The following is a 25795-nucleotide window of genomic DNA, read 5'->3' on the forward strand; positions in this document are numbered from 1 at the left end:
GTAACAATTGATGAATAGTTTCACCCGGAAAACGTGCGTAACGTTCAGGGGGCTCTCTTGTCATTTCCTTCGGAGCCGACGGATATCAGTCCGGCCGATCTGAAAAGACGTAAGGAAGACTTTCACACCGAGAGCGACGAGCTCGCCACCGCCTTCGCCAAGGCGATGGCCGACCTCGACGCCCTGGGCGCCTTCTGGGGCGACGACGAGGTCGGCCGGAAGTTCGCGGGCGCCGCGGGCGGCACCGGCTACCTCGCCGCCCGCGACGAGGCCAAGAGCCATGTCGAGGGCATCGGGAACGGCTACCGCAAGATCGGCGACAACCTGGGCCTGGTCGGTGAGAACGTCACCGGGGCGAACTGGGCGACGGTCGGGGAGATGGTCAAAGCGGTCGTCGGCCCCGAGATCGGTGCTCCGGGCAGCAAGGCCGAGCTCGAATGAGCGGCCTGGGCCTGCCCACGGGTCCCCTGGGGGCGGTGGGGGCGTTCGCCAAGGCCAACCCGGTCAAGACCGCGATGGGGGCGGGTTCCCTCGGGGCCGCCGCGTTCGTCACGTCCATGCTCGGCGTGGGCTGGCCGGAAGGCGATCCCGACAAGCTGCGCACGGCAGCGGATATCTGGGACAACCTGGCCAACACCATCGAAGGCTCCGGCACCGACGCGAACGGTGTCGCCGAGCAGGTCTGGAAGAACAACGGCGGCGCGGCCGTCCGGGAGTTCAACACGCTGTGGACGGGCACCTTCCGGCCCTATCCCGGTGAGGTCGCCACGTTCTGCCGGGCGATCGCGAAGGCCTGCCGCGACTACGCGCAGGCCGTGGAGATCACCCGGTACGTGCTGATCGTGCTCGCCGTCCAGGCGTGGATGAACATGGTCTACACGGTGGCCTGGGGCTGGGCCACGGCGGGCATCGGGGCGGCCGTGCAGAAGCAGATCATGGACAGGTTCTTCAAGGGCCGCGCGATCCTGCAGATGAAGATCTTCAAGATCAGCGTCGAGAAGATCATCTACAACTCGTTCTACTACCTGGGTGACAGCGTGGGCTACGCGGGCGGCCAGCAGGTGCTGCAGTGGAGCATCTTCGATCTCGCCGGGGTGAAGAAGGACCTCACCGGCAACGACGTCACCGGAGAGGGAGAGAACACCAAGCAGTTCGGCCGGGGTTTCGTCAGCAACATGGCCTTCAACGCGGCCTTCGACCTGACCAAGATCGGCCCATGGGGCAGGGCGTTCCCCAACGACGCGGCGGGCAACCTGATGTCCCGGCTGGTGGGCTCGGGCACGTACACCGTGGCGGACAACACGGTCCAGGGGGACCCCGCCCTCCCCACCTGGGAGCAGTGGGTCTCCAAGGTGATCGTGCACGGCTCCCGCGCGGCCAAGCCACCGGTCTGAGCGGGGCCGTGCTCTTGTCGGGCCTCGCCGTGGCCTTGCCGTGGCCTTGCCGCGTTTCGCCGTGATCCCGGCGCGTTTCGGCTGAGGTTCGGTCAGACCTGCGGTGGTCCCGTTGAGGTTCGGTCAGACCTGCGGTGGTCCCGTTGAGGTTCGGCCTGGCTCTGCCGTGGCCCCGTCACGGTCCGGCCGGACCTGCCGTGCTCCCGTCGTGGATCCGGCCCCGGGCGAAAGCCCGGGGCCGGATCCACGACCAGGGTGAACCGGGGCCGGCCGGTCACCTGGTCAGAGGGGTTGGTTCCCGAAGGGGTCCTCCAGGAGGGAGTTCAGCAGCGCGCCGCTCTGTTCGGCCGCGTCCCTGACGGCCTCGCCCGAGGCCTCCAGGATCGCCTCCGCGAGGGCCTCGGAGCCCAGACGGAGAGCACGCGGGTCGATGCGGAGGGCGGCCAGCGCGCCGCTGGCCAGCACCTCCACCGACACGTGGCCGTCGGCCGCCCGGCCGTGGCCCCTGGCCTCGGCCAGGTTCCGGCCGACCTCCTCCATCCGGGTCGTCTGCTCCCCGATCACCGTGAGGAGCCGGTCCGCCTCCGGGTCCCCGGTCGGTGAGTACGGTTCGCCGGACATACCCGGCATGCTCTCCCGCCGGCCGCGCATTACCGGCAGTTTCCCCAGTCGACGGAGGCGGAGCCGGCGGATCCGCCGCCGCCGAAGCGCACGCACTTGCCCTGGGCGGAGACGATGATCGGTCCCAGGTAGTACTCGTGGCTGCCTCGTTCGGTCTTGGCCCGGCTGCCCTGCACCTCAAGGGTGGCCCAGAGCGGGGACGCGACCCCCACGTTCTCGTTCTTCAGGGTGGCCACGCAGGTGTTCTTCGTGGCGGCGTTGAAGAGCTGGTAGACAGTCCCGCCCGTGAACGGGGACTGCCGCTGCACGACGAAGCCCGGCCCGCAGACCTTCTCCGGCGTGTAGGGGTTGGCGCGCCGCGCCGGCGCGGACGACGAAGGACTCGGGGGCGAGAACGTCCACGAGGGCCTGGCCGTCTGCGAGGGCCTGAACGTCCATGAGGGCCGTGCGGTGTGCGAGGGCTTCCAGGACGGCGGGGCCGGGGACGACGTCGGTCTCGCGGCCGGACGGGTCGGCGCGATGCTGGGGGTCGGCGTCGGTTCGGGGGTGCCGGGCGGGGCCGGGGTGGGGGTGGGGCTCGGCTCGGGGGTCGGCGTTCCGGTCGGGGGTCCCTCCGGCTCGACGGTCAACGACGGGGTCGGTGTCGGCGTCGGGGTCGGCTGGGCCGCGGGGGCGGACGTCTCCGCCGCCGAGGGCACCCCGGCCGTGGGACTCGGCACCCCGGGCACGTTCGGAGCCTCGGTGAGCGGTGCCGTCGGCACGGGCGGAGGGTTGGTGTACATGCCGATGTCCGGGACCTGAGGCAGCTCGGTGGGTGTGTCGCTCGGCAGTTGCAGCGGCCCCACCTCGGCGACCTCGGGGTCGGGCGTCGTACCCCAGGGCACGGTCACCTTGCCCGAGGGGTTCTCCCCGGTGTTCTGCACGGGGTCCTGCCCCTGCGGCTCGTTCCGTGACCGGTCCACCAGCCCGAGCGAGACCTCGGGAAGCGCGCCGTCGGCGGAGGCCCGCTGCTCGCTCAGGGCGGTGTATCGTCCGGCGGCCCAGATCCCGAGCCCGGAGAGCAGGACGATCACACCGACGCAGGCGGCGAGCGCCATCGAGAAGTTGCCCGTCCTCGGACGGTCCTTGACCGCCTTCGCGGGTGCCGGGTCCGGGGCTCCGGGAGCGGCCGACGTGACCTGGGGAAGCTGCGGAGCTCCCCAGACCGACGTCGCGGGCTCCGCCTGTCGCGGTGCGGCGGCACCGGGAACCTGCTCGCCCCGTGATGAGTCGTCTTCCCCCGTGGTCCCCGTGCCCGGCCGAGCCCCCACGCCGGTGTCCGGTGCCCCGATCTCCGTTCCGGCGTCCGAGACGGTGCCGGGGACGCCCGGGAGCCCCAGGACGCCGGAGACAGGGCCGGGAGGAGAGGGGATCGCGGGACCGGTGGCGGTGCCGGGGAGAGGAGCCGGTGCGTCCGTGACCTCCGGCTCGCCCAGCAGGCGCAGCATGGCGGCCTTGGCGTCCGGGCGCTCCAGGGCTCGCCCGTCCAGACAGGAGGCGAGGAGTGGCCTCAGCTCCGCGGGCAGGCCGGTCAGGTCCGCGTGGCCTTCCAGGACCTTCTCGGCAAGTCCGCCGAAGGGCGGCCGTCCGGTCGCGGCGTAGACGACCGTGGCCGCCCAGGCGAAGAGGTCGGCGGGCTTGCTCGCCTCCGGCGCGGAGGTGGCCTCCTCGCGAATGTGCTCGGGGGCCCGGTAGTCCGGCTCCCGCTCGCCCGTGACGGGTTCGAGCCCGATGTCGAAGACGCGGGGACCGTCCGGGCCGAGGAGCACGGTGTCGGGGGTGAGGGACCCGTGGGCGAGGCCGGACAGGTGGAGGGCGGTCAGCGCGGTGAGCGTGCCGGTGGCGAACCGCTCCAGCGCGTCCCCGGTGAGCGGCCCGCCCTCGGCCACCGCCTGCCGCAGCGTGGGTCCCTCGATGTGCTCGCGGACCACGTACGGGCGGTCGTCGAACCAGCCGACCTCCAGCAGTCTCGCGGCGTGGGCTCCGGACGCGCGCTTGGCGGCGTGCAGTTCGTTGGTGATCCGTTCCCGTGTCCTGGGGTCGGGAGCCCCGGATTCGGCGGGGAGGAGGCGGATGACGCGGATGATGTCGTCGTCGGGAAGATGTCCCAGGTAGGCGGCGTGTCCTGGATCCTGGTCGAGCCGGCCGACCAGGATGTACACACCGATGCGCTTGGGATCTTCGGGTAGTAATGGGTGCAAATACCCCATTGCATTCCTTCCAGCACAGCTGTCAATAAAGCCGCTTTAAACTAATCGGGCACCATCCAACCAAATTTGCCGCACCAGATCGTATTTTTAGTCCTGTTCGTTACGTTTGGCGGTCAATGGTGCCCGGTCGCCAACCCCTGCGGCGTCCCATCGGTATCGCGATGCCCGCCACGGTCACCAGAACGCCCACGACGAGCGCTCCCAGCGCGACCCAGATCGAGATCGAGACGGCCCGGGAATCCTCGGGAGGTGCGGGCCGCACCACGTTTCCCGGCAGCGGCGCGGCGAGGCGCGGCGCGAGCGCCACCTGCTCGGACGGCAGGATCGCCGAGACCGCCAGCAGCGGGTTGACCATCCCCGCGCCGGTACCCGCCCCCGCGCCGCCGTCGGCGGTCAACTCGACGCGCCGCCGTACCCGCACGTTGTCCAGCCCGGGATGGCGGGCCCGGACCAGCGCGACGACACCGGCCACGTACGGGGCGGCGAAGCTGGTCCCCTCCAGGTCCTCGCGGTAGGTCCGCCCGGCCCAGGTGCTCGTCACGTTCCGGCCCGGAGCCAGGACGGAGACGGGGGTGACGGCGTTGGAGGAGTCGGCCCTCGCGCCGTCGGGGCCGGCGGCCCCGACCGAGAGGACCCCCTCGTAGGCGGCCGGGTAGGCGGGCGCGGGGGTGCCGTCCTCCTTCTGCACGTTGCCGGCCGCGGCCACCACGACCGCGTCCATGGCGAGGGCGTAGGCGACCGCGTCGCGCAGGTCGGCCTGGTCGCCCGCCTGGACCGACACGTTGATCACGTCGGCGCCCAGCTCGGCGGCCCGCACGATGGCCGCGGCCAGCCGGCCCACGTCGCCGGTACCGTCCGAGGTCTGCTTGATGGAGATCAGCTTCGCCTGCGGCGCGACCCCGGTGAAGGGCACCCCCTTGATCTCGGCCGCCGCGATGATGCCCGCCACCGCGGTGCCGTGGCCGAGACAGTCGCGGGCACCGGTCGCGGTCAGGTCGATCGACCGGGCCCTCCTCAGCTGGGGATGCCTGGTGTCCACCCCGCTGTCGACGACCGCGACGGTCACCCCGGCCCCCTTGGTCAGCTCCCACACCTCGGGGAGGCTGAGCCGGCGCTGGGCCCAGGACTCCCCGATGCTGGTCGTACCGCGCCGGGGGTTGCATTTGGCGGGCGCGGACGTTCCCGGGGTTCCCGCTCCGCCCTTCGCCGTCGAAGCGCCCGCGGTCGCCGTAACCGCGCTGCCCGCCCCGCCCCTCGCCGTCGAAGCGCCCCCCGCGGTCGCCGTACCCGCGCTTCCCGCCGAGGCCGTCCCCGCCGTCGCGGCGGCCCGTGCCGCGGTCTCCGCCTCCGTACCCTTCGCCTCTGTACTCTTCGCCACGGCCGGTGGCGCGGCGACCGCCGCCAGCACCAGCATCGTGACGAGCATCCGACCGATCACGAAACGCCCCCAGAACGAACCAGCACGAACGGTCCCCCGAGCGAAACGGCCCCGCACCGAGACGCTTCCGGAGCGATAAGGCCCCAGAAAAGGGTGAATACCGGGCAGCACCCTACTCAGCTTGATCGCACGCCGTCACGGTGCGGCGGGATCGCCACGGCCGGAGACGCGATCCGGCGGCCATAGGCTGGCCTGGGCGGGGGAGCCGAGCAGGCGCCGGCGGGTTCCCGCCCACGTCCCCACGCGAAACCAGGAGCAGTCTTGAGCCAGTACCCATGGGGCGAGGCCACCGCGACCGGCATCGGGTCGCATCCGGGTGAGGATCACGCCGAGGCGGTCAGGGTCGCCTTCGGGGAGTCACCCGCGCTGCCGTACCTGCCGGAACTACCGGCCCGCGGTGTCGGCGCCGACATGATCGGGCGCACCGCGTCACTCCTGCTGGACCTGCCCGTCGAGGTGCAGCCGTCCGGCTGGCGCTTCGCCGACCGGCCGGGACGCGACTTCAAGCGCGCCCGCGACCATCTCGTACGCGACCTCGACGGCCTGGAGGAGGTGGCCCAGGGATACGAGGGGCCCTTCAAGATCCAGGTGTGCGGGCCGTGGACGCTGGCGGGGGCGATCGAGCTCAGGCACGGCGACAAGACGCTCGCCGACCCGGGAGCGGTGCGCGACCTGGTGGAATCCCTGGCGGAAGGGCTCACCGCGCACGTCGCCGACGTGCGCCGCAGGGTTCCCGGCGCCTCGCGGATCGTGGTGCAGATCGACGAGCCCGGGCTGCCCGGCGTCCTGCGGGGTACGGTGCCGACGGCCTCGGGCTTCGGGCGGCTCGCCGCCGTCGACCGTCAGATCGTCGCCGACCGGCTCGGCGCGGTGTTCCCCGCGGAGACGTTCACGGTCGTGCACTGCTGCGCCCCCGGCGTGCCCTTCGGGGTCCTGCGCACGGCGGGCGTGGGAGGCGTCTCGCTGGACGCCCACCTGATGAGGAGACGCGACGAGGACGCGATCGGCGAGACCGTCGAGGCCGGGACCGCCCTGTTCATCGGCGTCGTACCGGGCGTGGACTCCGCGATCCCGGACGTCGGCGCGGTCGCCGAACCCGCCGTCGGGCTCTGGCGCCGCCTCGGCTTCCCCTCCTCGACCCTCGCCTCGCAGGTCGTGCTCACCCCCGCCTGCGGGCTGGCCGGGGCCTCGCCCGCCTACGCCAGAGCGGCCCTGGCCGCCTGCCGCAAGGCCGCCGCCGTGCTGCGGGACGACCCCGGCGAGTGATCTCGCGCGGGCGCCCGGACGGGGGCGGCTCGGGCTTGTCCAACTCGGGGCAATGACGGGGTCGCGTTGTCGGTGCTCGAAGATACGTTTGTCATGGGCCACGACTGTCTCGGGTCACGACGAGGGGAGAAGCGGGCGATGGGCGCTGAGGTCGAGGGTGTGCCGGTGTCGGCGCTGGAGCGGCACGCGGAGCTGACGGAGCTGGTCGAGGAGGCCAACTGGCGTTACCACGTGCTCGACTCGCCGACCGTGAGCGACGCGCAGTACGACGGGTGGATGCGTGAGCTGCGCGAGCTGGAGGAGCGGAGCCCGAGCCTGCGCACGCCCGACTCGCCCACCCAGAAGATCGGCGCGCCGATCTCCAGCGACTTCACCCCGGTCAGTCACCTGCAGCGCATGGAGAGCCTCGACAACGCCTTCAACGCCGACGACCTCGCCTCCTGGCGGGCGAGGGCCGAGCGGCTGGCCGAGCGCGACCCCGCGCCCTACCTGTGCGAGCTGAAGATCGACGGCCTGGCGATCGCGCTGCTCTACGAGAAGGGGCGCCTCACCAGGGGGGCGACCAGGGGTGACGGCCGCGTCGGCGACGACGTGACGGCCAACGTCCGCACGATCGCCAACATCCCCCACCGCCTGACCGGCGACGACGTGCCCGACGTGGTGGAGGTGAGGGGCGAGGTCTACATCCCCGTCGAGGAGTTCGAGAAGCTCAACGAGCAGCTGGTCGAGGCGGGCAAGGCGCCGTTCGCCAACCCGCGTAACTCCGCGGCGGGCTCCCTGCGGCAGAAGGACCCGCGCATCACCGCCCAGCGGCCGCTCTACATGATCGTTCACGGGATCGGCAAGTGGGAGGGGGCCGCCGCGCCCCGCACCCAGTCGGAGATCTACGAACGGCTCGGCGGGTTCGGCCTGCCGGTCAGCGACCTCTACCGGGTCGTCGACGATCTCGACGGCATCAACGGCTTCATCGAGTTCTACCGCGAGCACCGCCACGACCCGGCCTACGAGATCGACGGCGTCGTGGTCAAGGTCAACCGCATCGAGCTGCAGCACAACCTGGGCTCGACCAGCAGGGCCCCGCGCTGGGCGATCGCCTACAAATACCCGCCGGAGGAGGTCAACACGAAGCTCCTCGACATCCAGGTCGCGGTGGGCCGCACCGGCAGGGTCACCCCGTACGGCGTCATGGAGCCGATCGTCGTGGCGGGTTCCACGGTCGAGCGGGCCACGCTGCACAACGCCTCCGAGGTGGCGCGCAAGGGCGTGCTGATCGGTGACACCGTGGTGCTGCGCAAGGCGGGCGACGTCATTCCCGAGATCGTCGGCCCGGTGGTCGACCTGCGTGACGGCACCGAGCGCGAGTTCGTGATGCCGGAGCACTGCCCGGAGTGCGGCACCATGCTGGCGTACGAGAAGGAGGGCGACGCCGACCTGCGCTGCCCCAACACCAGGGCCTGCCCCGCCCAGCTCCGCGAGCGCATCTTCTTCGCGGCCGGACGCAGGGCGTTCGACGTCGAAGGGCTCGGCTACGTGGCGGCCACCGCGCTGACCCAGCCGCTGCCGCCGCAGGAGCCGCCGGTCCGCACCGAGGCCGACCTGTTCGACCTGACGATGGATCGGCTGCTGCCGATCAGGTCGGTGGTCCGCGACCCCGACACCGGCCTGCCCAAAACCGATCCGGAGAGCGGCGAGCCGAAGGTCGTCACCTTCTTCGCCAACCAGAGCGGCGAGCCGAGCAAGAACGCGGAGAAGATGCTGGAGCAGCTGGAGAAGGCGAAGACCCAGCCGGTCTGGCGGGTGCTCGTCGCGCTCTCCATCCGGCATGTCGGTCCTCCGACGGCCCAGGCGATCGCCGACGAGTTCCGCTCGATCCCCGCGATCGCGGAGGCGTCGGAGGAGGAGCTCGCCGCCGTCGAGGGCGTCGGCCCGCGCGTGGCCGCGGCGATCCACGACTGGTTCACGGTCGACTGGCACCGGGAGATCGTCGACAGGTGGGCCGCGGCCGGAGTCCGGATGGTCGACGACCCTCCGGCCGAGCAGCTCCCGCAGACCCTGGCCGGTCTCACCTTCGTGGTGACCGGCACGCTCGCCGACTTCACCCGTGACGAGGCGGGCGAGGCCCTGGCCGCCCGCGGCGGCAAGGTCTCGGCGTCGGTGTCGAAGAAGACCTCCTTCGTGGTGGTGGGGGAGAACGCCGGTTCCAAGTTCGACAAGGCGGTCAAGCTCGGCGTGCCGATCCTCGACGAGGCCGGCCTGCGGGTTCTGTTGAGCGAGGGGCCCGAGGCGGCGTCGGAGGTCACGGTGACACCCGAGGAGTAGGGGTCACCCCAGACTTGTGTCTCAAAAACGTGCGAATTGATAGTGACAGAACGTGCGCAATCGGTTCCGCGAAGTGGCCTGTAGGCCGTACTCTCCCATAGTGAACTAATGGGGGTTTTGTTACTCATGGCCGACCCAACCGACACTCGCGACACCGGACCGCGACCGGGGACGCCCCTGTGGGCCTATCTCGCCGTCGTCATCACGATCGGGTTCACCGCGCTCGTCGTATCCCTGCTGAGCATGAACGTGGCCGAGGCCGCGGAGCTCGTCCGCAGCCCGCTGTTCTGGATGCTCGCGGCCCTCATCGTGTTGGGCGAGTTGCGGCCGGTGGTCCTGTCGTCGTCGATGACGGTGGGGGGCACCTACCCGTCGACCATGTTCACCTTCGCCGCGCTGCTCCACTACGGCCTGCCGGTCGCCGTGCTGCTGCAGGCGGTCGCCATGATCGTCAACGGGGCCGTCACCCGCAAGGCGATCCATCGGATCATGTTCAACATCGCGCAGGTGACGATGGCCTGCGGTGCGGCCGGGCTGGTGCTCGGGCTGTTCGGCGACCGGCCTGTCACGGTGACCGCCTGGGTGCCGACGGGCTCCGACCTGCTCGCGATCGGGCTGGCCGGGCTCGCCTACTTCGTGGTCCGGGCCCTGCTGGTCTCCGGCGCGGTGGCGCTGCACGAGCGCAGGTCGATCTACCGGGTGATCAGGACCACCGTCGGCCACCAGAGCCTCGTCTACACGGGGCTGCTCGGCCTCGCTCCGCTCGTCGTGGTGGTGATGAACCACTCACCGGCCCTGGTGCCGCTCTTCCTGGCGCCGATGGTGGCGGTCTACTTCACCGCCACCATGTCGGTCCGCCGCGACCACCAGGCGACGCACGACGTGCTGACCGGGCTGCCCAACCGCAAGATGCTCGTGCTCAGCACGGAGGAGGCGCTCGCCGAGGCGCGCGACGGCGAGCGGGTCGGCCTGTTCCTGCTCGACCTCGACAGGTTCAAGGAGATCAACGACACCCTCGGGCACCCGGTCGGCGACCGGCTCCTGCAACTGGTCGCGCACCGCCTCACCCACAGCGTCCGGCCCGGCGACGTGGTCGCCAGGCTCGGCGGCGACGAGTTCGCCGTCCTGCTGCCCTCGGTGCGGGACGCCGCGGCGGCCAGGGAGGTGGCGGCCCGCCTGCGGGTGGCGATCACCGAGCCGGTCCGGCTGGAGGGCATGAGCTTCGACCTGGACGCCTCGTTCGGCATCGCCATCTACCCCGACCACGCCCCCGACTTCGAGATGCTCCTGCAACGTTCCGACGTGGCGATGTATCTCGCGAAGGAGAGCAGGAGCGGGGTCGAGATCTACGCCGCCGACAAGGACCGCAACAGCCCGGAACGCCTCAATCTTCTCGGCGACCTGCGCAGGGCGATCGACCGCTCCGAGCTCCGGCTGCACTACCAGCCCAAGCTCGACCTGGCGGGAGGGCAGGTCAGGGGCGTGGAGGCACTGCTGCGGTGGCGCCACCCCGAGCGGGGGATGATCCCTCCGGGGGAGTTCGTGCCGATGGCCGAGCAGTCCTATCTGATGCGCCACCTCACCGGATACGTCATCGACGCCGCGCTGGAGCAGGCCGCCCACTGGTGGCACACCGGTCTGCACGAGCAGATCTCCGTCAACGTCTCGGCCCGTGACCTGCTCGACTGCGCTCTCTCCGACCAGCTGGGGGAGGGGCTGGCGCGATACCGGCTGCCGCCCAAGGCGATCCAGCTGGAGGTCACCGAACGCATCCTGATGACCGACCAGGCGTACACCGACGGGGCCGTCCGAGCCCTCACCGCGCTGGGGGTGCCGCTCGCGCTGGACGACTTCGGCACCGGCTACTCCTCGCTGGTGCGCCTGCAGCGCCTTCCCGTCTCCGAGGTCAAGATCGACTCCTCGTTCGTCCGCCGCATCGGCGAGTCCAAGGACGACGAGCGGATCGTCCGCTCCATCATCGACCTGGTCCGCTCTCTCGGGCTGCGCTCGGTCGCCGAGGGCGTCGAGTCGGAGGAGGTGGCCAAGCGCCTGGCCGACATGGGCTGCGACCTCGGCCAGGGCTGGTTGTTCGCCGAACCCATGTCCGCTGCCGACGCGACCGTATGGTTGCGCGAACATCGAGCCATCGCCACCCATGACCTGGGCTTCCTGCGCGGCACCGAGATCCTCGATCCCCAGAGGGCCTAGGTCGTCCCTGGGGCGGGCCGCCATGCCGTCGGGGGACGTCCACGCACCCGGATGTCCCGGCCGCACCGCCCCGCGTGCCCCCGATCGGCCCGGGGTGATCACCCGCTGAGCCGGCGCGGACACGGCCGCCGACTCGCGACGATGAGGTACCTGCCGGCGACGGGGTCAGCTCCACGCCCGGATGAGATCATCGGGGCCGTACGCGGCGGTGAGGCCGGCGCAGGAGACTCCGCCGCGCGAGACCGCGACGAGCGGGATGGGCTCGTCCGTCAAGGCCGCTCGGTGTCCGGCCAGGGCGGCGAGGTCGTGGTCGTCGAACGAGGCGTTCTCCAGCCACTTGATCGACCCCAGGAAACACAGCCGCCGGGCGATCGGCCCCCTGTCCGCACCCACGATGTCGATCTCCACGTCGTTGCTCCTGGTCCAGTAGGAGCCGATCGCCGGCGCCTCCGGCAACCGGTCGTCGGGGAGCAGCCGGGCCAGTGACTCGCGGATGAGAGGTTCCACGGCTCGGCCTCGCCAGCTGCTCCACTGCGAGGCGACCCGCCGCATGGTCAGGTCACCTCTGCGACGCTCTATCTCGGGCATGTGCGGCCGGACGAAGTGGAGCCAGAATCGCAGGTACGGGTCGGTCACGCGGTATCGGCGCTCTTTGGAAGGGCGGGTGGACAGCGGCAGGTCACCGGTGACGATCCCCTTGGAGGTGAGAAGCTCGGCCGCCCTGGAAAGGGTGCTATGTGAGATCCCGCCCGCGCTTCTGGCGATGTTGGTGAACGTGCGCTCGCCGCTGCCGATGGCCCGGAGCACTTCACTCGCCTGGGCGGCGGAGGGGAACTCGGCCGCGAGGGAGCGCTCGGCGGACACCAGAAGGGCCGAGACCGGGTTTGTCAGGGCGGCGTGCAGATATTCCCAGAGCGACGCCCCACGAGGCCACTCCCCGCAGACGAGCGGGAGACCGCCGGTGACGAGGGCCGCGTCGAACGCGTCGGCGGCCGTGAGGTGGAGCATCTGCTGGATCTCACGGGGGTTGAGCGGCCCGACGATCATCTCGGTGCCACGCTGGTGGAAGGGGTGCTCGTAGCTGTTCAGCGCCTCCATCATGGACAGGTCGGATCCGATGAGGATCAGCAGCACGGGCTTGCGGCTGAGAAACCGGTCCCAGGCGCGCTGGAGCAGTCCCTCGAAGGCGTCGACGCGGTCCATGAGATAGGGGACCTCGTCGATCACGACGATGGACGGGCTGTCGTCGGGAAGCGCGTCCGCCAGCAGCTGCAGTGCTCCGTTCCAGGTGCCGGGTGCCGCCTCCAGGAACGTGTTCCTGCCCGGCAGGTCCGACATCGCGACATCGGCCATGATCTGGTGGAGCTCGCTCTGGGCGTCCGCCCGCGCAGAGGTGTAGAAGAGCGACGGCAGGCCGCTGCGGGCGATGAACTCCTCGGCCAGGGCCGACTTGCCGATTCGCCTGCGTCCCCGGATCAGCACGCACCGCCCGGGACGCCCGGTCGTCGCCTCCGTCCGGACGCGGTCGAGCAGGGAACCGAGAGCCGCCAGCTCGCGCTCCCTGCCGATGAACTCGCCCACGCCTCCCCCGATACTTCCATCGGCGATACTATCGCCGACAATACTATCGCTGGCGATAGTATTGTCGGCGAAGGAAGATGGAAGCGTACTTCTCAGAAGTACGCTTCCACGCGATGAGGAGCGTGGTCCGCGATCTCCTCGGGAAGGGCGCACGGCCGACCGTTCGCACGGGACGAGACGGGCCGCTCCCTCCGGGGCGTAAGGTTCACGCCGGACGTCGCCCGAGTCCGTGACGGAAGACGTTTCGAGGTCGGTCAGCCCGTCGGGATCGTGGTCGCGACCCCGTCCGGACCCGCACCGGCGGACTTCGGGGGGTTTCCCGCGAGGGGTGACGGCCCGGACGCGGTCTGACCGCCCCGAGTAAGAGATCTTCGCTCGGTTGCGGCCGTGTTAATGAGTCGGGACCCTCAGGTCGCGAGCCATAGGATGACAGTGTCCAATTGCCATTCCACGAAACGGGTTCAACGACTCATGTCCGCCATAACCCGCGACGAGGTCGCTCACCTCGCCCGGCTGTCCCGGCTGGCGCTGGCCGACGAGGAGCTCGACCACTTCGCCGCCCAGCTCGATGTGATCATCGGTGCGGTCGCCCGCGTCGCCGAGGTGGCGGCCGACGACATCCCGCCGTCCTCGCACGCGCTCCCTCTCACCAACGTCTACCGTCCCGACGAGGTGCGACCCAGTCTGACGCCGCAGGAGGCGCTGTCCGGCGCCCCGGCGGTCGAGGACGACCGCTTCCGCGTCCCGCGCATCCTCGGGGAGGAAGCATGAGCCTCATCCGCAAGTCCGCCGCGGACCTCGGCGCGCTGATCGCGAGCGGTGAGGTCTCCGCCGTCGAGGTCGCCCAGGCCCACCTCGACCGGATGGCCGCCGTCGAGCCGAAGGTGAACGCCTTCCTCCACATCGACGCCGAGACGACCCTGGAACAGGCGCGCGCCGTCGACGCCCGCAGGGCCGCCGGCGAGGAGCTCGGCCCGCTGGCCGGGGTGCCGATCGCGCACAAGGACGTCTTCACCACCAGGGACATGCCGACCACGGCCGGATCGAAGATCCTCCAGGGTTGGAAGCCGCCGTACGACGCGACCGTGACCCGCCGCCTGCGCGAGTCCGGGCTGGTGATCCTCGGCAAGACCAACCTCGACGAGTTCGCGATGGGCTCCTCCACCGAGAACTCGGCGTACGGCGTCACCCACAACCCCTGGGACCTCTCCCGCATCCCCGGCGGCTCCTCGGGTGGCTCCTCCGCCGCGGTCGCCGCGTACGAGGCCCCGCTGTCCACCGGCACCGACACCGGCGGCTCGATCCGCCAGCCCGCCGCGGTCACCGGCATCGTGGGCATGAAGCCCACCTACGGCGGTTCGTCCCGATACGGCCTGATCGCCTTCGCGAGCTCGCTCGACACCCCGGGCCCCTTCGCCCGCAACGTGCTCGACGCGGCGCTGCTGCACGAGGCGTTCTCCGGGCACGACGTCATGGACTCCACCTCCGTCGACGCCCCGGTGCCCTCGGTCGTCGAGGCGGCGCGCAACGGCGACGTGGCCGGGCTGCGCATCGGCGTGGTCAAGGAGTTCGGCGGCGACGGCTACCAGGCGGGCGTGCTCGCGCGCTTCCACGAGACCGTGGAGCTGCTGGAGTCGCTGGGCGCGAAGGTCTTCGAGGTCTCCTGCCCGTCGTTCACCACCGCGCTCCCGGCGTACTACCTCATCGCCCCCTCGGAGTGCTCCTCCAACCTGGCCCGCTTCGACGCGATGCGCTACGGCCTGCGCGTCGGCGACGACGGCACCCGCAGCGCCGAGGAGGTCATGGCCCTGACCCGCGCGCAGGGCTTCGGCCCCGAGGTCAAGCGCCGCATCATCCTGGGCACGTACGCGCTGTCCAGCGGTTACTACGACGCCTACTACGGGCAGGCGCAGAAGGTCCGCACGCTCATCGCGCGCGACTTCGAGGCCGCCTTCCAGCAGGTGGACGTGCTCATCTCGCCGACGACGCCCACCACGGCGTTCCCGATCGGCGAGCGCGCCGACGACCCCATGGCGATGTACCTGGCCGACCTGTGCACCATCCCGACCAACCTGGCGGGCAACGCGGCGATCTCCGTGCCGTGCGGCCTGGCCGACGAGGACGGACTGCCCGTCGGTCTGCAGATCATGGCCCCGGTGCTCGGCGACGACCGCTGCTACCGGGTCGGCGCCGCGGTGGAGAGGGCGCTCCAGAGCCGGTGGGGCGGCGACCTGCTGTCCAAGGCGCCGGAGCTGTAGGGCTTTTCCGGGACCGTGGGGCGAGGGTTCGTGGGGCTAGGGGGAGACAGGTGACAGGGAGAACGGTGGCATGATCACTCGGATCGAGATCGACGGGTTCAAGTCCTTCTTGAGCTTCGATCTCGATGTGCCGCCCTTCCTCGCGCTGGTCGGTCCCAACGCGAGCGGCAAGTCGAACCTCTTCGACGCCGTGGGGTTCGTGGCGGCCGAGATCGAAGGTTCCGGGGGGCTGCTCGGGGCGACCCGAGGGCTGCCCGGGGAGCAGTTCCACCGGGTCGCCCACGGCTCGGCGGTGCCGGGGTTCGTCGTCTCGGTGGAGGCGCTGGTCACCCCGGAGCCGGGCTCCGTGGTCCCGGTCAGGTTCGACGTGGGCGCGGAGATGGTGCTGAAGATCCCCAGATCCAGCGGTGCCGTCGTCAGCCACGCGGTCCAGCGGATCCCCGAGGAGCTGCTGGAGCTCATGGTCGAGGACCCCGACCCGGAGGGAACGCCCCGCCGTACGGTCCAGTCGTGGCGGCGATACTCGCCGTCACCTGCGGCGATGCGCCGCCGGTGCCCCGCGGCCGACCGGGGGCCGCTCGCGGCCGACGGCGCGAACCTGGCCGCGGTGCTCGGGCGGATGGCGGGTACGGGGGCGCTGGCCGACCTCGCGGCCGATCTCGCCGGGGTGGTTCCCGACGTCATCGACCTGGTGCCGCGCGTCGAGCGCGGGGAGTGCTCCTTCGAGCTGCTCGTCGACGGCCAGGGAGCGGTTCCCGCCGCGCTGCTGTCCGACGGCACGCTGCGGATCCTCGGCCTCCTCACCGCGCTGCACGACCCCGACCACCCGGGCACGCTGCTGGTGGAGGAGATCGAGAACGGTGTCCACCCGGCCCGCCTCGGCGAGCTGCTCCGGCGGGTGCGCCGCCGGATCACCGTGCCCGGAGGTCCCGAGCCGTTGCGGCAGCTCATCCTCACCAGTCAGTCCCCGATCGTCGTCGCCGAGGTCTACCGGACCGAGCCGGACGCGCTCACGTTCCTCGACACCGCGGTCCGCGTCGACCCCGACAACGACCGGGTCTCGCGGGTGACCGTGGCCAAGTCGATCCAGCCGGACGGCGAGCCGGGAACGTTCGTCTCGCCCCGGCAGGTCCGCGAATACCTGGGAGCGGCGGCATGAGCAGCCGCCCCCTGGTGCCGGGACTCATCGCGGAAGGGGAGGTCGACGAGGGCTTCCTCGGCGTCCTGATCTCCAGGCAGCTGCGCGAGCTCACCTGGATGTCGCCGTACGCCGTGGACGTCGAGGCGACGGAGGTCGTCTCCTGTGACCGGGATCACCTGGTCACCGCGCTGGAGGAGCTCGCGGCCGACTGCCACCTGCTCTTCACGCACGAAGACGAGCGGGAGCGCCGCCGCAGAGAGGGTGTCCGCTACCACTCGCACTACCTCGTGCCGGTGATCGGAATGGGCGAGACCGAAGGCTGGATGCTCGCCGACCCCGCCGCGTGGGCGAAACTGGAGGGCAGCGACCTCAGCAGGCTGCCCGCGCGACCTCGCGACGTCGAGAGGATCTCCGACCCCGCGGGGGTGCTGGCCACGACCGTCCCCCAGCGCGGCAAGCCCGCCCGCGACTACTTCGAGTACATAGGACGCAACATCGACCTCGCCGTTCTGGCCCAGGTGCCCGCCTACGCGAACTGGGTGGCCGAGACGAGGAACGCGTTGAAGGGACTTGGATATCTGTGACGTTTTCTATGGAAATGGTGAACGACAATGAGCGCTGAGAGAGCCCGACGCAGTGAGCGTAGTGGCGCGCGAGGGACGAGCGCTCCGCGTAGCGAGCGAGGAGCGGTGAACGACAATGAGCGCTGAGACGTTGATGCCGTACGACGAGGCGCTGGAGCGCTTCGAGCCGGTGCTCGGCCTGGAGACGCACGTCGAGCTGGGTACGGCGTCGAAGATGTTCTGCGGCTGCCCGACCGCGTTCGGCGCACCGCCGAACACGCACGTCTGTCCGGTCTGCCTGGCGCTGCCCGGCTCGCTGCCGACGGCGAACGCCGCCGCGATCGAGGCGACGATCCGCATCGGTCTCGCGCTCAACTGCTCCATCGCCGAGTGGTGCCGCTTCGCCCGGAAGAACTACTTCTATCCGGACATGCCGAAGAACTACCAGATCAGCCAGTACGACGAGCCGCTCTGCTTCGACGGCTACCTCGACGTCGAGGTCGACGGCAAGACCGTCAGGATCGAGATCGAGCGCGTCCACCTGGAGGAGGACACCGGCAAGTCCACCCACGTGGGTGGCGCGACCGGCCGCATCCACGGCGCCGACTACTCGATCGTCGACTACAACCGGGCGGGCATCCCGCTGGTGGAGATCGTCACCAAGCCGATCCCGGGGACCGACAGGCTCGCCCCCGAGGTCGCCCGCGCCTACGGCACCGAGCTGCGTGAGCTGGTGCGCGGTCTCGGTGTCTCCGACGTGCGCATGGAGGAGGGCTCCATGCGCTTCGACGTGAACGTCTCCCTCATGCCGCGCGGCTCCTCGGAGTGGGGCACCCGCACCGAGACCAAGAACGTCAACTCGCTGCGCAGCGTCGAGCGTTCCGTACGGGGTGAGATCGAGCGCCAGGCCGCGATCCTGGCCGACGGCGGCCGGATCATCCAGGAGACCCGTCACTTCCACGAGAACACCGGCACCACCACCTCGGGACGGTCCAAGGAGGAGGCGCAGGACTACCGCTACTTCCCCGAGCCCGACCTGGTGCCGATCGCCCCCGACCCCGCGTGGGTCGCGACCCTCAAGGCCGCCCTGCCCGAGCTGCCGGGCGCGCGGCGCAAGCGGCTCCAGCAGGAGTGGGGCGTCTCCGACCTGGACATGGCCTCCATGCACAACGCCGACGCCATCTCCCTGGTCGAGGCGACGGTCGCCGCGGGCGCCCCGCCCGCGGACGCCCGCAAGTGGTGGATGGGTGAGCTGGCCCGCCGCGCCAACGAGGCCGGGCTCCCGCTGAGCGCGCTGAGCATCACCCCCGACCAGATCGCCAGGGTGTGCGCGATGGTCGCCGGGGGAGCGCTGAACGACAAGCTGGCCCGCCAGGTGCTTGAGGGCGTGCTGAACGGCGAGGGCTCGCCCGACGAGGTGGTGGCCGCCCGCGGCCTGCAGATCGTCAACGACGAGGGCGAGCTCATGGAGATCATCGACCAGGTCCTGGCGAGCAACGCCGACGCGGCCGACAAGGTCCGCAGCGGCAAGGTCGCCGCCGTCGGCGCCCTGGTCGGCGGTGTCATGAAGGCGAGCAGGGGCAAGGCCGACGCGGGCCGCGCCCGCGAGCTCATCCTGGAGCGCCTCGGCGTCTCCGGCTGACCGGGCGATCCGCGTGCGGGGTCTCCCGGAGGCTCACGCGACGGGCTGAGAGTGGCCCGCGCGTGAGGCTTCCGGGAGGCCCACGCGGAAGGTTCCGCGAGGAGCCCGCGCGCCGGCGTCCGGGAGGTGGCCGCCGGAGGTTCCGTGAAAAGACCGCGCGCCGGCGTCCTGGAGGTCGCGCCGGAGGTTCCACACGTCGGCCTTCGCCATGTGAGACGAACGCTCCGCCGAGCGGCTGACCAGCGTTAGTTTCGAAGGAAGTCGATCATCTCGGTTCTGGTCTTCTCGTGGGGTTCGACCGACGCCGCCTGCCGCAGCCAGTGTCTGGCCTCGTCTGGTACGGCTGAGCTCGGCCAGCCGGTCAGTGTGGCCAGGGCAGCGCGCCGGACTCTGGTGAGTCGGCCGCGCAGCGCCACGTCGATCAGTGTCAGTCCGATGCCAGGGAAGGCCTCCAGTCCGCCTACGACGGACTCCAGCGCTCGATCCGGCCGGTACTCCTCGCCGATGCCGCGGTGATCACCAGGCCCGTCGGCCAGATCGGCGAGGGGAAGGAGCCGTTCGGCCAGGTGTCCGAGTTGTTCGGCCTCCTCGGCGGTGGCGAGCCGGATGGCGTGGTACCAGGCGGACTCGTCCAGCGGATCGGTCTTCAGCCGGGCGATGATCTGCGGGACCACCCGCAGCCGAAGTCTGTCGGCAACCCACATCGCGTGGTGGAAATGGGCGTGGTGCGGGTCGGTCAGGCACTCCAGTACGAGGTCGTTCCACCGAGGTTGGGCGGTGAGTTCCTCGTAGCGGCGGCGGAGCCGCGCGATCGTGTCGGGCGGCCAGGGCGAATCGTCGTCGAGCTCGCGGAGGAAGGCCAGGATTCTCAGCGCGGCGTCCAGCCTGCCGAGCGTGCCTCCCCGGTCGGCGAGGAGGTCGGCGAGGCGATGCATGGCCGGTACGGCGTCGGCGTAGTCGCTCATGTCCTCGGCCGGGCCACCCAGGGCCAGGGCTGCCAGGATGTCCGCGGCGCCGTCCAGTAAGGCGTCGTCGATGTCCGGCTCCAGCAGGGCCGAGTACAGGTCACCGGTCGTGGCCGCGAGGTGGGCCAGGTATTCGTCCATGATCTCGTTGCGGAAGCCGTCGCGGAGCAACCAGGCCCTGATCTGTGGATCGCCGCACCCTTTGAGTCGTTCCACCGCGTGGATGCGGCCCCAGCCGCGCACTCGGCGGGCCAGTTCGTAGGTGGCGCGTTGGCGGTCGGGCTGGGTGCGCTGCAGGGCCACCACCGCGTACAGGGTGAGTTCCTCCAGTGTGCCGAGCAGGAGCAGCAGCTCGCGGTCCCGTTCGTCCCCACAGGCGCCGAGCAGCACAATGCCGATCTTGACGGCTTCACGGTGGGTGCCGTGCTCGGCCAGATGTCTGCCGACCGCGCCTATGCGGTCTCTGGGGAGTCGTAGTCGCCGGATTCGGTCGACGAGATCGTCGGCGATACCGAGCGCCGAAACGGCGCTTGACCGAGCATGCAGCCGTAGAAGATCGTCATGGGCGGGATCGCCGGTGACGATCCTGCCGAGCAGGTCGGCGATCTCGATGACGGCGTCGTCGTCGGACTCGATACCGAAGTGATGGCTCTGGATGCCGTCCATGACGACGCTGCTGATGAACGGTTCGTCGCCGGTGGGGCGGGGCTGGTCATCGGGGAGCCGGTCCGCGTCCTGCGGCCACGGGCCGGACCCGTAACGCAGGGACATCGCGAGGGCGTGAGCGAGGAAGGTGGGGCGCTCATCGAGAGGATCGTCGCCCGGCTCCCACGTGCCGGGGTTCATCGGCTGGGGCGGTGGCCGCCCTTCCTGTAGGTCATGACCGCTATGATGACCTATCGGGGGCCCGGATCGCAATCACGGGCCAGCTCGCCCGGATCGACGGCGAGGACCGCGGCCAACCGCTCCCGTGCTGACAACGCGTTGGCGGACGCGCTGATCTCGCTGGGATCAGCGCGTTGTGAACGTATTTCTATTCGGTCAGCCACTCGCCCTTGTGGTCGGCGAATCCACTGTCCAGTGCGAACTGAAGCTTTTTGATTTTCATGGTCTTGGGGACCTCGAAGACGAGGACCCCCTTGCGGCTGTCGCCGCTGCTCATCGTGACCGATCCGGCGAACGAGACGCCTTCCTGTATATCGCCGTACGTTGTTCGGTATTGCTGGCCCTCGGTGTCGATCAACATGGCGCCGTTGGACGGGCTGCCCGGTGTTTTTGAGGATGAGTTGGACCGGATGTCCGCCCGGATGACGCGATCCGCGATTCTTCTGGCCTTCTTATGCATGCCGGGTGATCGAATACTCGACCGCAGGTTGGTAAGCGCCGTCCGTTCGGTTGCGTTATCTCGAAAATCGAGTCGGTTCGTGTCGTGCGGGGAGCGAAGTCAGGTGGGACTGCTCTGGGCGGTTACGAGTTCGGCGTACTTGCCGGCGGCGGCCATCAGTTCGTCGTGGGTGCCGCGCTCCACGACGCGTCCGGAGTCGATCACCAGGATCAGGTCGGCGTCCCTGATCGTGCTCAGCCGGTGGGCGATCACGATGCGGGTCTGGGTGAGCCAGAACAGGTTGGACTCGATGGTCGCCTCGGTGGCGCTGTCCAGGTTGCTGGTGGCCTCGTCGAGCAGCAGGATCTTCGGTCGCGGCAGGATCGCGCGGGCGAGCGAGAGCCGCTGACGCTGGCCGCCGGAGAGACCGCCGCCGTCGGTCAGCACCGTCTCGTACTTCATCGGCATGGCCATGATCTCCTCGTGCAGCGCCGCCACCTCGGCCGCGGCGACGACCCGCTCCAGGGGGGCGTCGGGGAGGTTCAGTGCGATGTTCTCCCTGATCGATCCGCTGAACAGGGAGGAGTCCTGGCCGACCACACCGAACTGGCGGCGCAGGGTGCGCAGGTTGAGCTCGGAGGCCGGAACGCCGTCGTACAGGATCTCGCCCTCCACCGGGGTGTGCAGGGTGAGCAGCAGCCTGGCCAGCGTGCTCTTGCCGGAGCCCGAGGCGCCCACCAGCGCGACCTTCTGCCCCGGCCGGATGGAGACCGAGACGTCCCTCACCACCCACGGGCCGCGGGGGTCGTGCCGGAAGCTCACGCCGCGCAACTCCACCGCGCCGCGCAGCCGGAGCACCTCGATGCCTTCGCTGGGTTCGGGTTCCGAGGCCAGGATGTCGGAGAGCCGGTCGAAGTGCGCGCCCGCCTGCTGCAGGCTCTGCAGGCCGGTCATGAGCGAGCCCAGCGGGGTGAGGGCGCCGAGCGCGATGGCGTTGAGCGCGATCAGCGCGCCCACGGTCAGCTCCCCGTCGAGGACCCGCCAGGTGCCGAGCCACAGCAGGCCGAGCGGGGCGACCACCCGGATCGCGGACAGCGCGGCCTCCACCAGGCCCCGGGTGAGGCCGCTGCGCACGTCGGCGTTGAGCTGCTCGGTGAAGTGGGCCGACCACTGCTCCACCGCCCGGCTCTCGGCCCCGGACGCCTTCAGCGTCTCGATGCCGGTGATCGCCTGGATGAGGCTGCTCTGCGACGCGGAGTAGGCGGTCAGCTCCCGCTGGGTGAGGAGGTTGATCCGGCGGGTGGTGGCCAGCACCAGAAGCCCCTGAGCCACGACCACCCCGGTCAGGGCGAGCCCGAAGACGGGATCCCAGACGTAGACGAGCACGAGGTAGCCGATGGCGAGCGGGCCGTCCAGCAGCGCCGCCACGATCTGGCCGGTGAGGATGTCACGCAGTGTGGAGACGCTGGCGGCCCTGGTCAGCAGGTCGCCCTTGCCGCGCTGCGCGAAGTACCGGTACGGCAGCGTCACCAGGTGGCCGATCACCCCCTCGGTGAGTTCCTGGTCGGCGCGGGCCCGTACCGCCACCAGCAGCGCCGCCCGCAGGTAGCCGATCACGAACTGGGCCACCCCGGCCAGCAGCACGGCCCCCCCGAGGAGGGGGAGCAGGTCCGCTCCCCGGGAAGGGATGACCTTGTCGATCAGCAGCTGGGAGAGCAGGGGCAGCGCCAGGCCCAGCAGTTGCAGCAGCAGCGAGGCGGCGATGACCTGCGCGAGCAGGCCGCGGCGGCGCCGGAACAGGGTGCGGACGAACTCGCGCCGCCAGGCGCTCGCCATCGAGGACGTGCCGCGATGGAACCCCTCGCCGGGTTCGAAGACCAGCAGTACGCCGGTGAACCCGGCGCCGAACTCCTCCGCGGTGAGGCGGCGGCGGCCCCGCCCGGGATCGACGAGGTCAACCCGGTCGGGTGACCAGCGCTCGACCACCACGAAGTGGTTGAACTCCCAGTGCGCGACCGCGGGCAGCGGCACACGCGCCAGGTCCTCGGGCGCGAGGGAGAAGGCACGCGCCTTCAGGCCGTGTTCGCGGGCGCCCTCCACGATGGCCTTGGCGCTCAGCCCGTCCCTGCCGACCTGCAGCCGTTCGGACACCTGGTGCAGCGTGGTGCGGTGGCCGTGGTGGCAGAGCACCATCGCCAGGCACGCCGCGCCGCACTCGGTGACGCTGTTCTGCAGCAGGACCGGTACGCGGTTCCTCATCCGCCCGCTCCCAGCACGAGCGTGATCAGCGTGGCACCGGCCGCGAGGACGGCGGCCACCACGATCCACAGCAGCAGGAACGACGGGCCGCTGATCACCAGCGGCATCTTGGCGGCGGCGCGGGAGTCGGCGTGCCGGCGCAGCGCCTCCTCCCGGTAGATGGGCCGCCCGTGACCGCTCCCCGAGGGGGGACCGGCCGGTGCGGACGGCGTCGGCGCGGCGGGGCCGGCCGAGGAGGAGGGCATCCCGGGGCCGGTGGTGGCCGGGGGGCGCGTCCGGGGGTCGGTGGCGTCGGCGGTGGTGGAGGGCTGCGTCCGCGTCTCGGTGGCGTCGGCGGTGGCGGGAAAACGCGTTCGGGGGTCGTCGGCGTCGGCCGCGGGGCGCGGAGGGGAGGCGGGAGGGGCGTAGGGGGGCCGCGTACGGTACCCCTCGCTGTCCTCCCAGTGCCGCACCCGGTGCCGGCCGGGCGCCGGGACGGCCTGTGTGCTGTCCGGATCGATCACGACCAGTGCCACTCGATCGTGGCCGAGGCGCGACGTTCCGCCAGCCAGCGGGCGAACGCGGCGCGTCCGGCGGCGGCGAGGGTCTCGGCGTCGCCGATGGCCGCGCTCCTGGACAGGACGGCGCCGGTCAGGAAGCCGCCGTCGGGCAGCTCGACCGGGCCGACGACGCGGCCGGGCGCCGCGCCGCGCAGTGCCTCGGGCAGATCCGTCTCCCAGCGGGTCGCGAAGGTCACCACCGTCTCCTCCACTGACGTCCCCTCCCCGAACGAGGTCAGGGCGGCGAGGAGGTCGGTCGTGCCGGCGGCGGACACCTTCTCCTCGCCGGTGACCCACACGGCCCTGACCCGGGCGAAGGCGCCGGGGTTCGCGGCCAGGTGGCCCGGGGCGAGTTCCGCCTCCTTGTCCCGGCGGAAGCGGCGGCGGCGGGCGATCTCGGTGATGTACGCCTCGAACCGCTCGCCGGACATCCCGGCCTCGGTCATCCAGGCCAGGGTCGACGCGCGGTCGTGCAGCCCTCTGCTCCTGCGGAACTCGTCGGCCGTCGCCTGGAGGTCGGCGGCGGTGAGCGGCTCGGTGCCGGCGGCCTCTTCGGTGGCCTCGACGAGCAGGCACTGGTCGACGATCTCCTGGTACGGCGACGCGTCCCTCCGGGAGAGCGAGCGCAGCATGGTCAGCGCCTGGGGAACCGTCACGTCCACGTCGTTGACGCTGACCAGATACCCGGCCGCCCAGTGCGTCGAGTGGTCGATCAGCCAGGGCACCCCGTCCTCGGCAGGGGCGGTCAGTGCGACCGTGCCGCCCTCGGGATGGTCGAGGAGCAGGTCGTAGTCGACCACCGGGGTTCCGGGGCGCCGGTCGACGACGAGCTGTGCCCGGATCTCCGGGTGCCGCGCCGCCCACTCGCCGACGGCACGGTGGGCGTCGGCGACGCCCGCGTCGCGGCGGGGCAGCGTACGGAGCAGGGAGACCCCGGATCGCAGGGCCTGCGCGAAATCGGTCACGGTTTCTCTCCGTCCATGAGCCAGCCCGCGATCGCGTCGCTGACGGGCAGTCCGCTCCACAGTTCGACGAACCCCCACGCGCCGTTGGAGTTCAGCTCCAGGAAGACGTACTCGCCGCCGGGGGTGACGATGAGGTCCAGGGCCGCGTAGGTGAGGCCGACGTCGGCGACCAGCCGGGCGCAGCGCGACGCCACCTCGGCGGGCAGTTCGTGTACGCCGTACCTGACCCGGTCGTTGTCGTAGTGCCGCCAGTCGTCCCTCGCCGCCCGGGAGGCCGAGGCGTCGATCTCCGCGGCGAACACGCGCTCTCCCACGACGATCACCCGCAGCTCGACCGCCTTGGGAACGTAGGGCTGCAGGATCACCGGCTCGTCCTGGAGGCGGTGCCGGGAGGTCAGGTGGCGGCGGGTGACCACGGTCGTGAACGCGCGGTGCTCGGCGCCGTCGACCTGGAACGGCTCGGCGGTGATCTGCTTGGCGACCAGCCGTTCCGCCGATTCGTACGCGCCCGCGAGTTCGGCGGGATCGTTGGTGTAGACCGTGTCGGGTACGGAGAAGCCCAGCTCGATCGCACGCGCCATGTGGAAGATCTTGTTGTGCGCGCGGCGTTCGTCCGCCCGGCGGCCGGGCAGCCAGCGCGCGGGCAGGAGGCTCCACACCCCGTCCAGCATGAACTCCGCCTGCCGGTCGACGTGCGCGCGGTGACTCGGCTCGGTCACGGTGTCGGCCGCGGAGGGCGCGCTCGGACGGCTGCGCCAGACCGCGGTGATCCGGGACAGGTCGATCGTCTCCGCGCCGGTGTCCAGCAGCAGCCGTCGTTCCCCGCCGGCGAACGACGCGGTGATCCGGCTGCGGCTCGGGAAGTCACCGGTGTCCCACCACAGCACGGGCGTCCCCGAGCAGGTCGCGGTGGTGTTCGCGTCGCCGTCCGCTCCCACCAGGTGAGCGCCGCGCCGCCGGAGTGCGGCCACGACCCTCTCGACCGCCCCGTCACCCCGCCTGCTGATGATCAGAATCACTGTCCGGTCCCGTCTCGAAGGCGCGGCGGAACGGGTCTCCCGTC

At 70.9% G+C, this 25795-nt stretch carries 20 protein-coding genes; 10 read left to right on the forward strand and 10 right to left on the reverse strand.

The annotated features are described in order from the left end of the window. The first annotated feature begins 57 nt into the window (after positions 1-57). Positions 58-441 carry a hypothetical protein gene (locus ABT352_RS26275; RefSeq protein WP_350947594.1) on the forward strand — a complete coding sequence of 128 codons (384 nt, stop codon included), beginning with the start codon at positions 58-60 and terminating at the stop codon, positions 439-441. Next, entirely contained in the window at positions 438-1394 is a 957-nt protein-coding gene (locus tag ABT352_RS26280; RefSeq protein ID WP_350947595.1) for a WXG100-like domain-containing protein, read from the forward strand. Before ABT352_RS26275 ends, ABT352_RS26280 begins: the two co-directional genes overlap by 4 nt. 282 nt (positions 1395-1676) lie before the next feature. Here ABT352_RS26280 and ABT352_RS26285 read toward each other — a convergent pair whose 3' ends face one another. From ABT352_RS26285 to ABT352_RS26295, 3 genes are all read right to left on the reverse strand, one after another. Then, positions 1677-2015 carry a YbaB/EbfC family nucleoid-associated protein gene (locus ABT352_RS26285; protein ID WP_350947596.1) on the reverse strand — a complete coding sequence of 113 codons (339 nt, stop codon included), beginning with the start codon at positions 2013-2015 and terminating at the stop codon, positions 1677-1679. 29 nt (positions 2016-2044) lie between these two features. Next, complete coding sequence (locus ABT352_RS26290; RefSeq protein ID WP_350947597.1) at positions 2045-4264, reverse strand: serine/threonine protein kinase; 2220 nt, start codon at positions 4262-4264, stop codon at positions 2045-2047. A gap of 100 nt (positions 4265-4364) precedes the next feature. Next, on the reverse strand, positions 4365-5702 hold the full coding sequence (locus ABT352_RS26295; protein WP_350947598.1) for a S8 family serine peptidase: 1338 nt from the start codon (positions 5700-5702) through the stop codon (positions 4365-4367). Positions 5703-5963: 261 nt separating this feature from the next. Between ABT352_RS26295 and ABT352_RS26300 the strand changes: the two genes are divergently transcribed. From ABT352_RS26300 to ABT352_RS26310, 3 genes are all read left to right on the forward strand, one after another. Further along, complete coding sequence (locus tag ABT352_RS26300; protein ID WP_350947599.1) at positions 5964-6968, forward strand: methionine synthase; 1005 nt, start codon at positions 5964-5966, stop codon at positions 6966-6968. A 138-nt stretch (positions 6969-7106) separates the two neighbouring features. Beyond that, positions 7107-9287 carry an NAD-dependent DNA ligase LigA gene (gene ligA, locus ABT352_RS26305; protein ID WP_350947600.1) on the forward strand — a complete coding sequence of 727 codons (2181 nt, stop codon included), beginning with the start codon at positions 7107-7109 and terminating at the stop codon, positions 9285-9287. 126 nt (positions 9288-9413) lie between these two features. Beyond that, on the forward strand, positions 9414-11495 hold the full coding sequence (locus ABT352_RS26310) for a putative bifunctional diguanylate cyclase/phosphodiesterase (protein WP_350947601.1): 2082 nt from the start codon (positions 9414-9416) through the stop codon (positions 11493-11495). Positions 11496-11660: 165 nt separating this feature from the next. On the opposite strand, the gene ABT352_RS26315 is transcribed toward ABT352_RS26310, so the two are convergent. Continuing rightward, positions 11661-13076: an ATP-binding protein gene (locus ABT352_RS26315; RefSeq protein WP_350947602.1), complete on the reverse strand. Its 1416-nt coding sequence runs from the start codon at positions 13074-13076 to the stop codon at positions 11661-11663. Between the two features lie 471 nt (positions 13077-13547). On the opposite strand from ABT352_RS26315, the gene gatC reads away from it, so the two are divergent. From gatC to gatB, 5 genes are all read left to right on the forward strand, one after another. Next, on the forward strand, positions 13548-13847 hold the full coding sequence (gene gatC / locus ABT352_RS26320; RefSeq protein WP_350947603.1) for an Asp-tRNA(Asn)/Glu-tRNA(Gln) amidotransferase subunit GatC: 300 nt from the start codon (positions 13548-13550) through the stop codon (positions 13845-13847). Continuing rightward, positions 13844-15334: an Asp-tRNA(Asn)/Glu-tRNA(Gln) amidotransferase subunit GatA gene (gene gatA / locus ABT352_RS26325; RefSeq protein ID WP_350947604.1), complete on the forward strand. Its 1491-nt coding sequence runs from the start codon at positions 13844-13846 to the stop codon at positions 15332-15334. Before gatC ends, gatA begins: the two co-directional genes overlap by 4 nt. A 70-nt stretch (positions 15335-15404) precedes the next feature. Continuing rightward, positions 15405-16493 (forward strand): AAA family ATPase, encoded by a 1089-nt coding sequence (locus tag ABT352_RS26330; protein ID WP_350947605.1) that lies wholly within the window; start codon positions 15405-15407, stop codon positions 16491-16493. Continuing rightward, entirely contained in the window at positions 16490-17059 is a 570-nt protein-coding gene (locus tag ABT352_RS26335) for a hypothetical protein (RefSeq protein WP_350947606.1), read from the forward strand. The genes ABT352_RS26330 and ABT352_RS26335 overlap by 4 nt, the downstream gene beginning before the upstream one ends. A gap of 115 nt (positions 17060-17174) precedes the next feature. Further along, positions 17175-18680, forward strand: a complete 1506-nt coding sequence (gene gatB / locus ABT352_RS26340; protein ID WP_350947607.1) for an Asp-tRNA(Asn)/Glu-tRNA(Gln) amidotransferase subunit GatB — start codon at positions 17175-17177, stop codon at positions 18678-18680. Positions 18681-18925: 245 nt separating this feature from the next. On the opposite strand, the gene ABT352_RS26345 is transcribed toward gatB, so the two are convergent. From ABT352_RS26345 to ABT352_RS26370, 6 genes are all read right to left on the reverse strand, one after another. Then, complete coding sequence (locus ABT352_RS26345) at positions 18926-20491, reverse strand: hypothetical protein (protein WP_350947608.1); 1566 nt, start codon at positions 20489-20491, stop codon at positions 18926-18928. A gap of 187 nt (positions 20492-20678) precedes the next feature. Continuing rightward, positions 20679-20990 (reverse strand): DUF4352 domain-containing protein, encoded by a 312-nt coding sequence (locus ABT352_RS26350; protein ID WP_350947609.1) that lies wholly within the window; start codon positions 20988-20990, stop codon positions 20679-20681. A 99-nt stretch (positions 20991-21089) separates the two neighbouring features. Further along, positions 21090-23228, reverse strand: a complete 2139-nt coding sequence (locus ABT352_RS26355; protein ID WP_350947610.1) for a peptidase domain-containing ABC transporter — start codon at positions 23226-23228, stop codon at positions 21090-21092. Continuing rightward, positions 23225-23731, reverse strand: a complete 507-nt coding sequence (locus tag ABT352_RS26360) for a hypothetical protein (protein ID WP_350947611.1) — start codon at positions 23729-23731, stop codon at positions 23225-23227. Before ABT352_RS26360 ends, ABT352_RS26355 begins: the two co-directional genes overlap by 4 nt. Further along, on the reverse strand, positions 23728-24732 hold the full coding sequence (locus ABT352_RS26365) for a TIGR04500 family putative peptide maturation system protein (protein ID WP_350947612.1): 1005 nt from the start codon (positions 24730-24732) through the stop codon (positions 23728-23730). Before ABT352_RS26365 ends, ABT352_RS26360 begins: the two co-directional genes overlap by 4 nt. Continuing rightward, entirely contained in the window at positions 24729-25751 is a 1023-nt protein-coding gene (locus ABT352_RS26370) for an MvdC/MvdD family ATP grasp protein (protein ID WP_350947613.1), read from the reverse strand. The genes ABT352_RS26365 and ABT352_RS26370 overlap by 4 nt, the downstream gene beginning before the upstream one ends. Positions 25752-25795 lie beyond the last annotated feature (44 nt).

The sequence above is a fragment of the Streptosporangium sp. NPDC000563 genome, from assembly GCF_040299985.1.
GTDB lineage: Bacteria > Actinomycetota > Actinomycetes > Streptosporangiales > Streptosporangiaceae > Streptosporangium.

Bases quoted from the DNA above. Each gene is read 5' to 3' on its own strand.
- ABT352_RS26280 (WP_350947595.1), top strand. From the start codon at position 438: ATGAGCGGCCTGGGCCTGCCCACGGGTCCCCTGGGGGCGGTGGGGGCG.
- ABT352_RS26285 (WP_350947596.1), bottom strand. From the start codon at position 2,015: ATGTCCGGCGAACCGTACTCACCGACCGGGGACCCGGAGGCGGACCGG.
- ABT352_RS26290 (WP_350947597.1), bottom strand. From the start codon at position 4,264: ATGGGGTATTTGCACCCATTACTACCCGAAGATCCCAAGCGCATCGGT.
- ligA (WP_350947600.1), top strand. From the start codon at position 7,107: ATGGGCGCTGAGGTCGAGGGTGTGCCGGTGTCGGCGCTGGAGCGGCAC.
- ABT352_RS26310 (WP_350947601.1), top strand. From the start codon at position 9,414: ATGGCCGACCCAACCGACACTCGCGACACCGGACCGCGACCGGGGACG.
- gatC (WP_350947603.1), top strand. From the start codon at position 13,548: ATGTCCGCCATAACCCGCGACGAGGTCGCTCACCTCGCCCGGCTGTCC.
- gatA (WP_350947604.1), top strand. From the start codon at position 13,844: ATGAGCCTCATCCGCAAGTCCGCCGCGGACCTCGGCGCGCTGATCGCG.
- ABT352_RS26330 (WP_350947605.1), top strand. From the start codon at position 15,405: ATGATCACTCGGATCGAGATCGACGGGTTCAAGTCCTTCTTGAGCTTC.
- ABT352_RS26335 (WP_350947606.1), top strand. From the start codon at position 16,490: ATGAGCAGCCGCCCCCTGGTGCCGGGACTCATCGCGGAAGGGGAGGTC.
- gatB (WP_350947607.1), top strand. From the start codon at position 17,175: ATGAGCGCTGAGACGTTGATGCCGTACGACGAGGCGCTGGAGCGCTTC.
- ABT352_RS26345 (WP_350947608.1), bottom strand. From the start codon at position 20,491: ATGAACCCCGGCACGTGGGAGCCGGGCGACGATCCTCTCGATGAGCGC.
- ABT352_RS26350 (WP_350947609.1), bottom strand. From the start codon at position 20,990: ATGCATAAGAAGGCCAGAAGAATCGCGGATCGCGTCATCCGGGCGGAC.
- ABT352_RS26355 (WP_350947610.1), bottom strand. From the start codon at position 23,228: ATGAGGAACCGCGTACCGGTCCTGCTGCAGAACAGCGTCACCGAGTGC.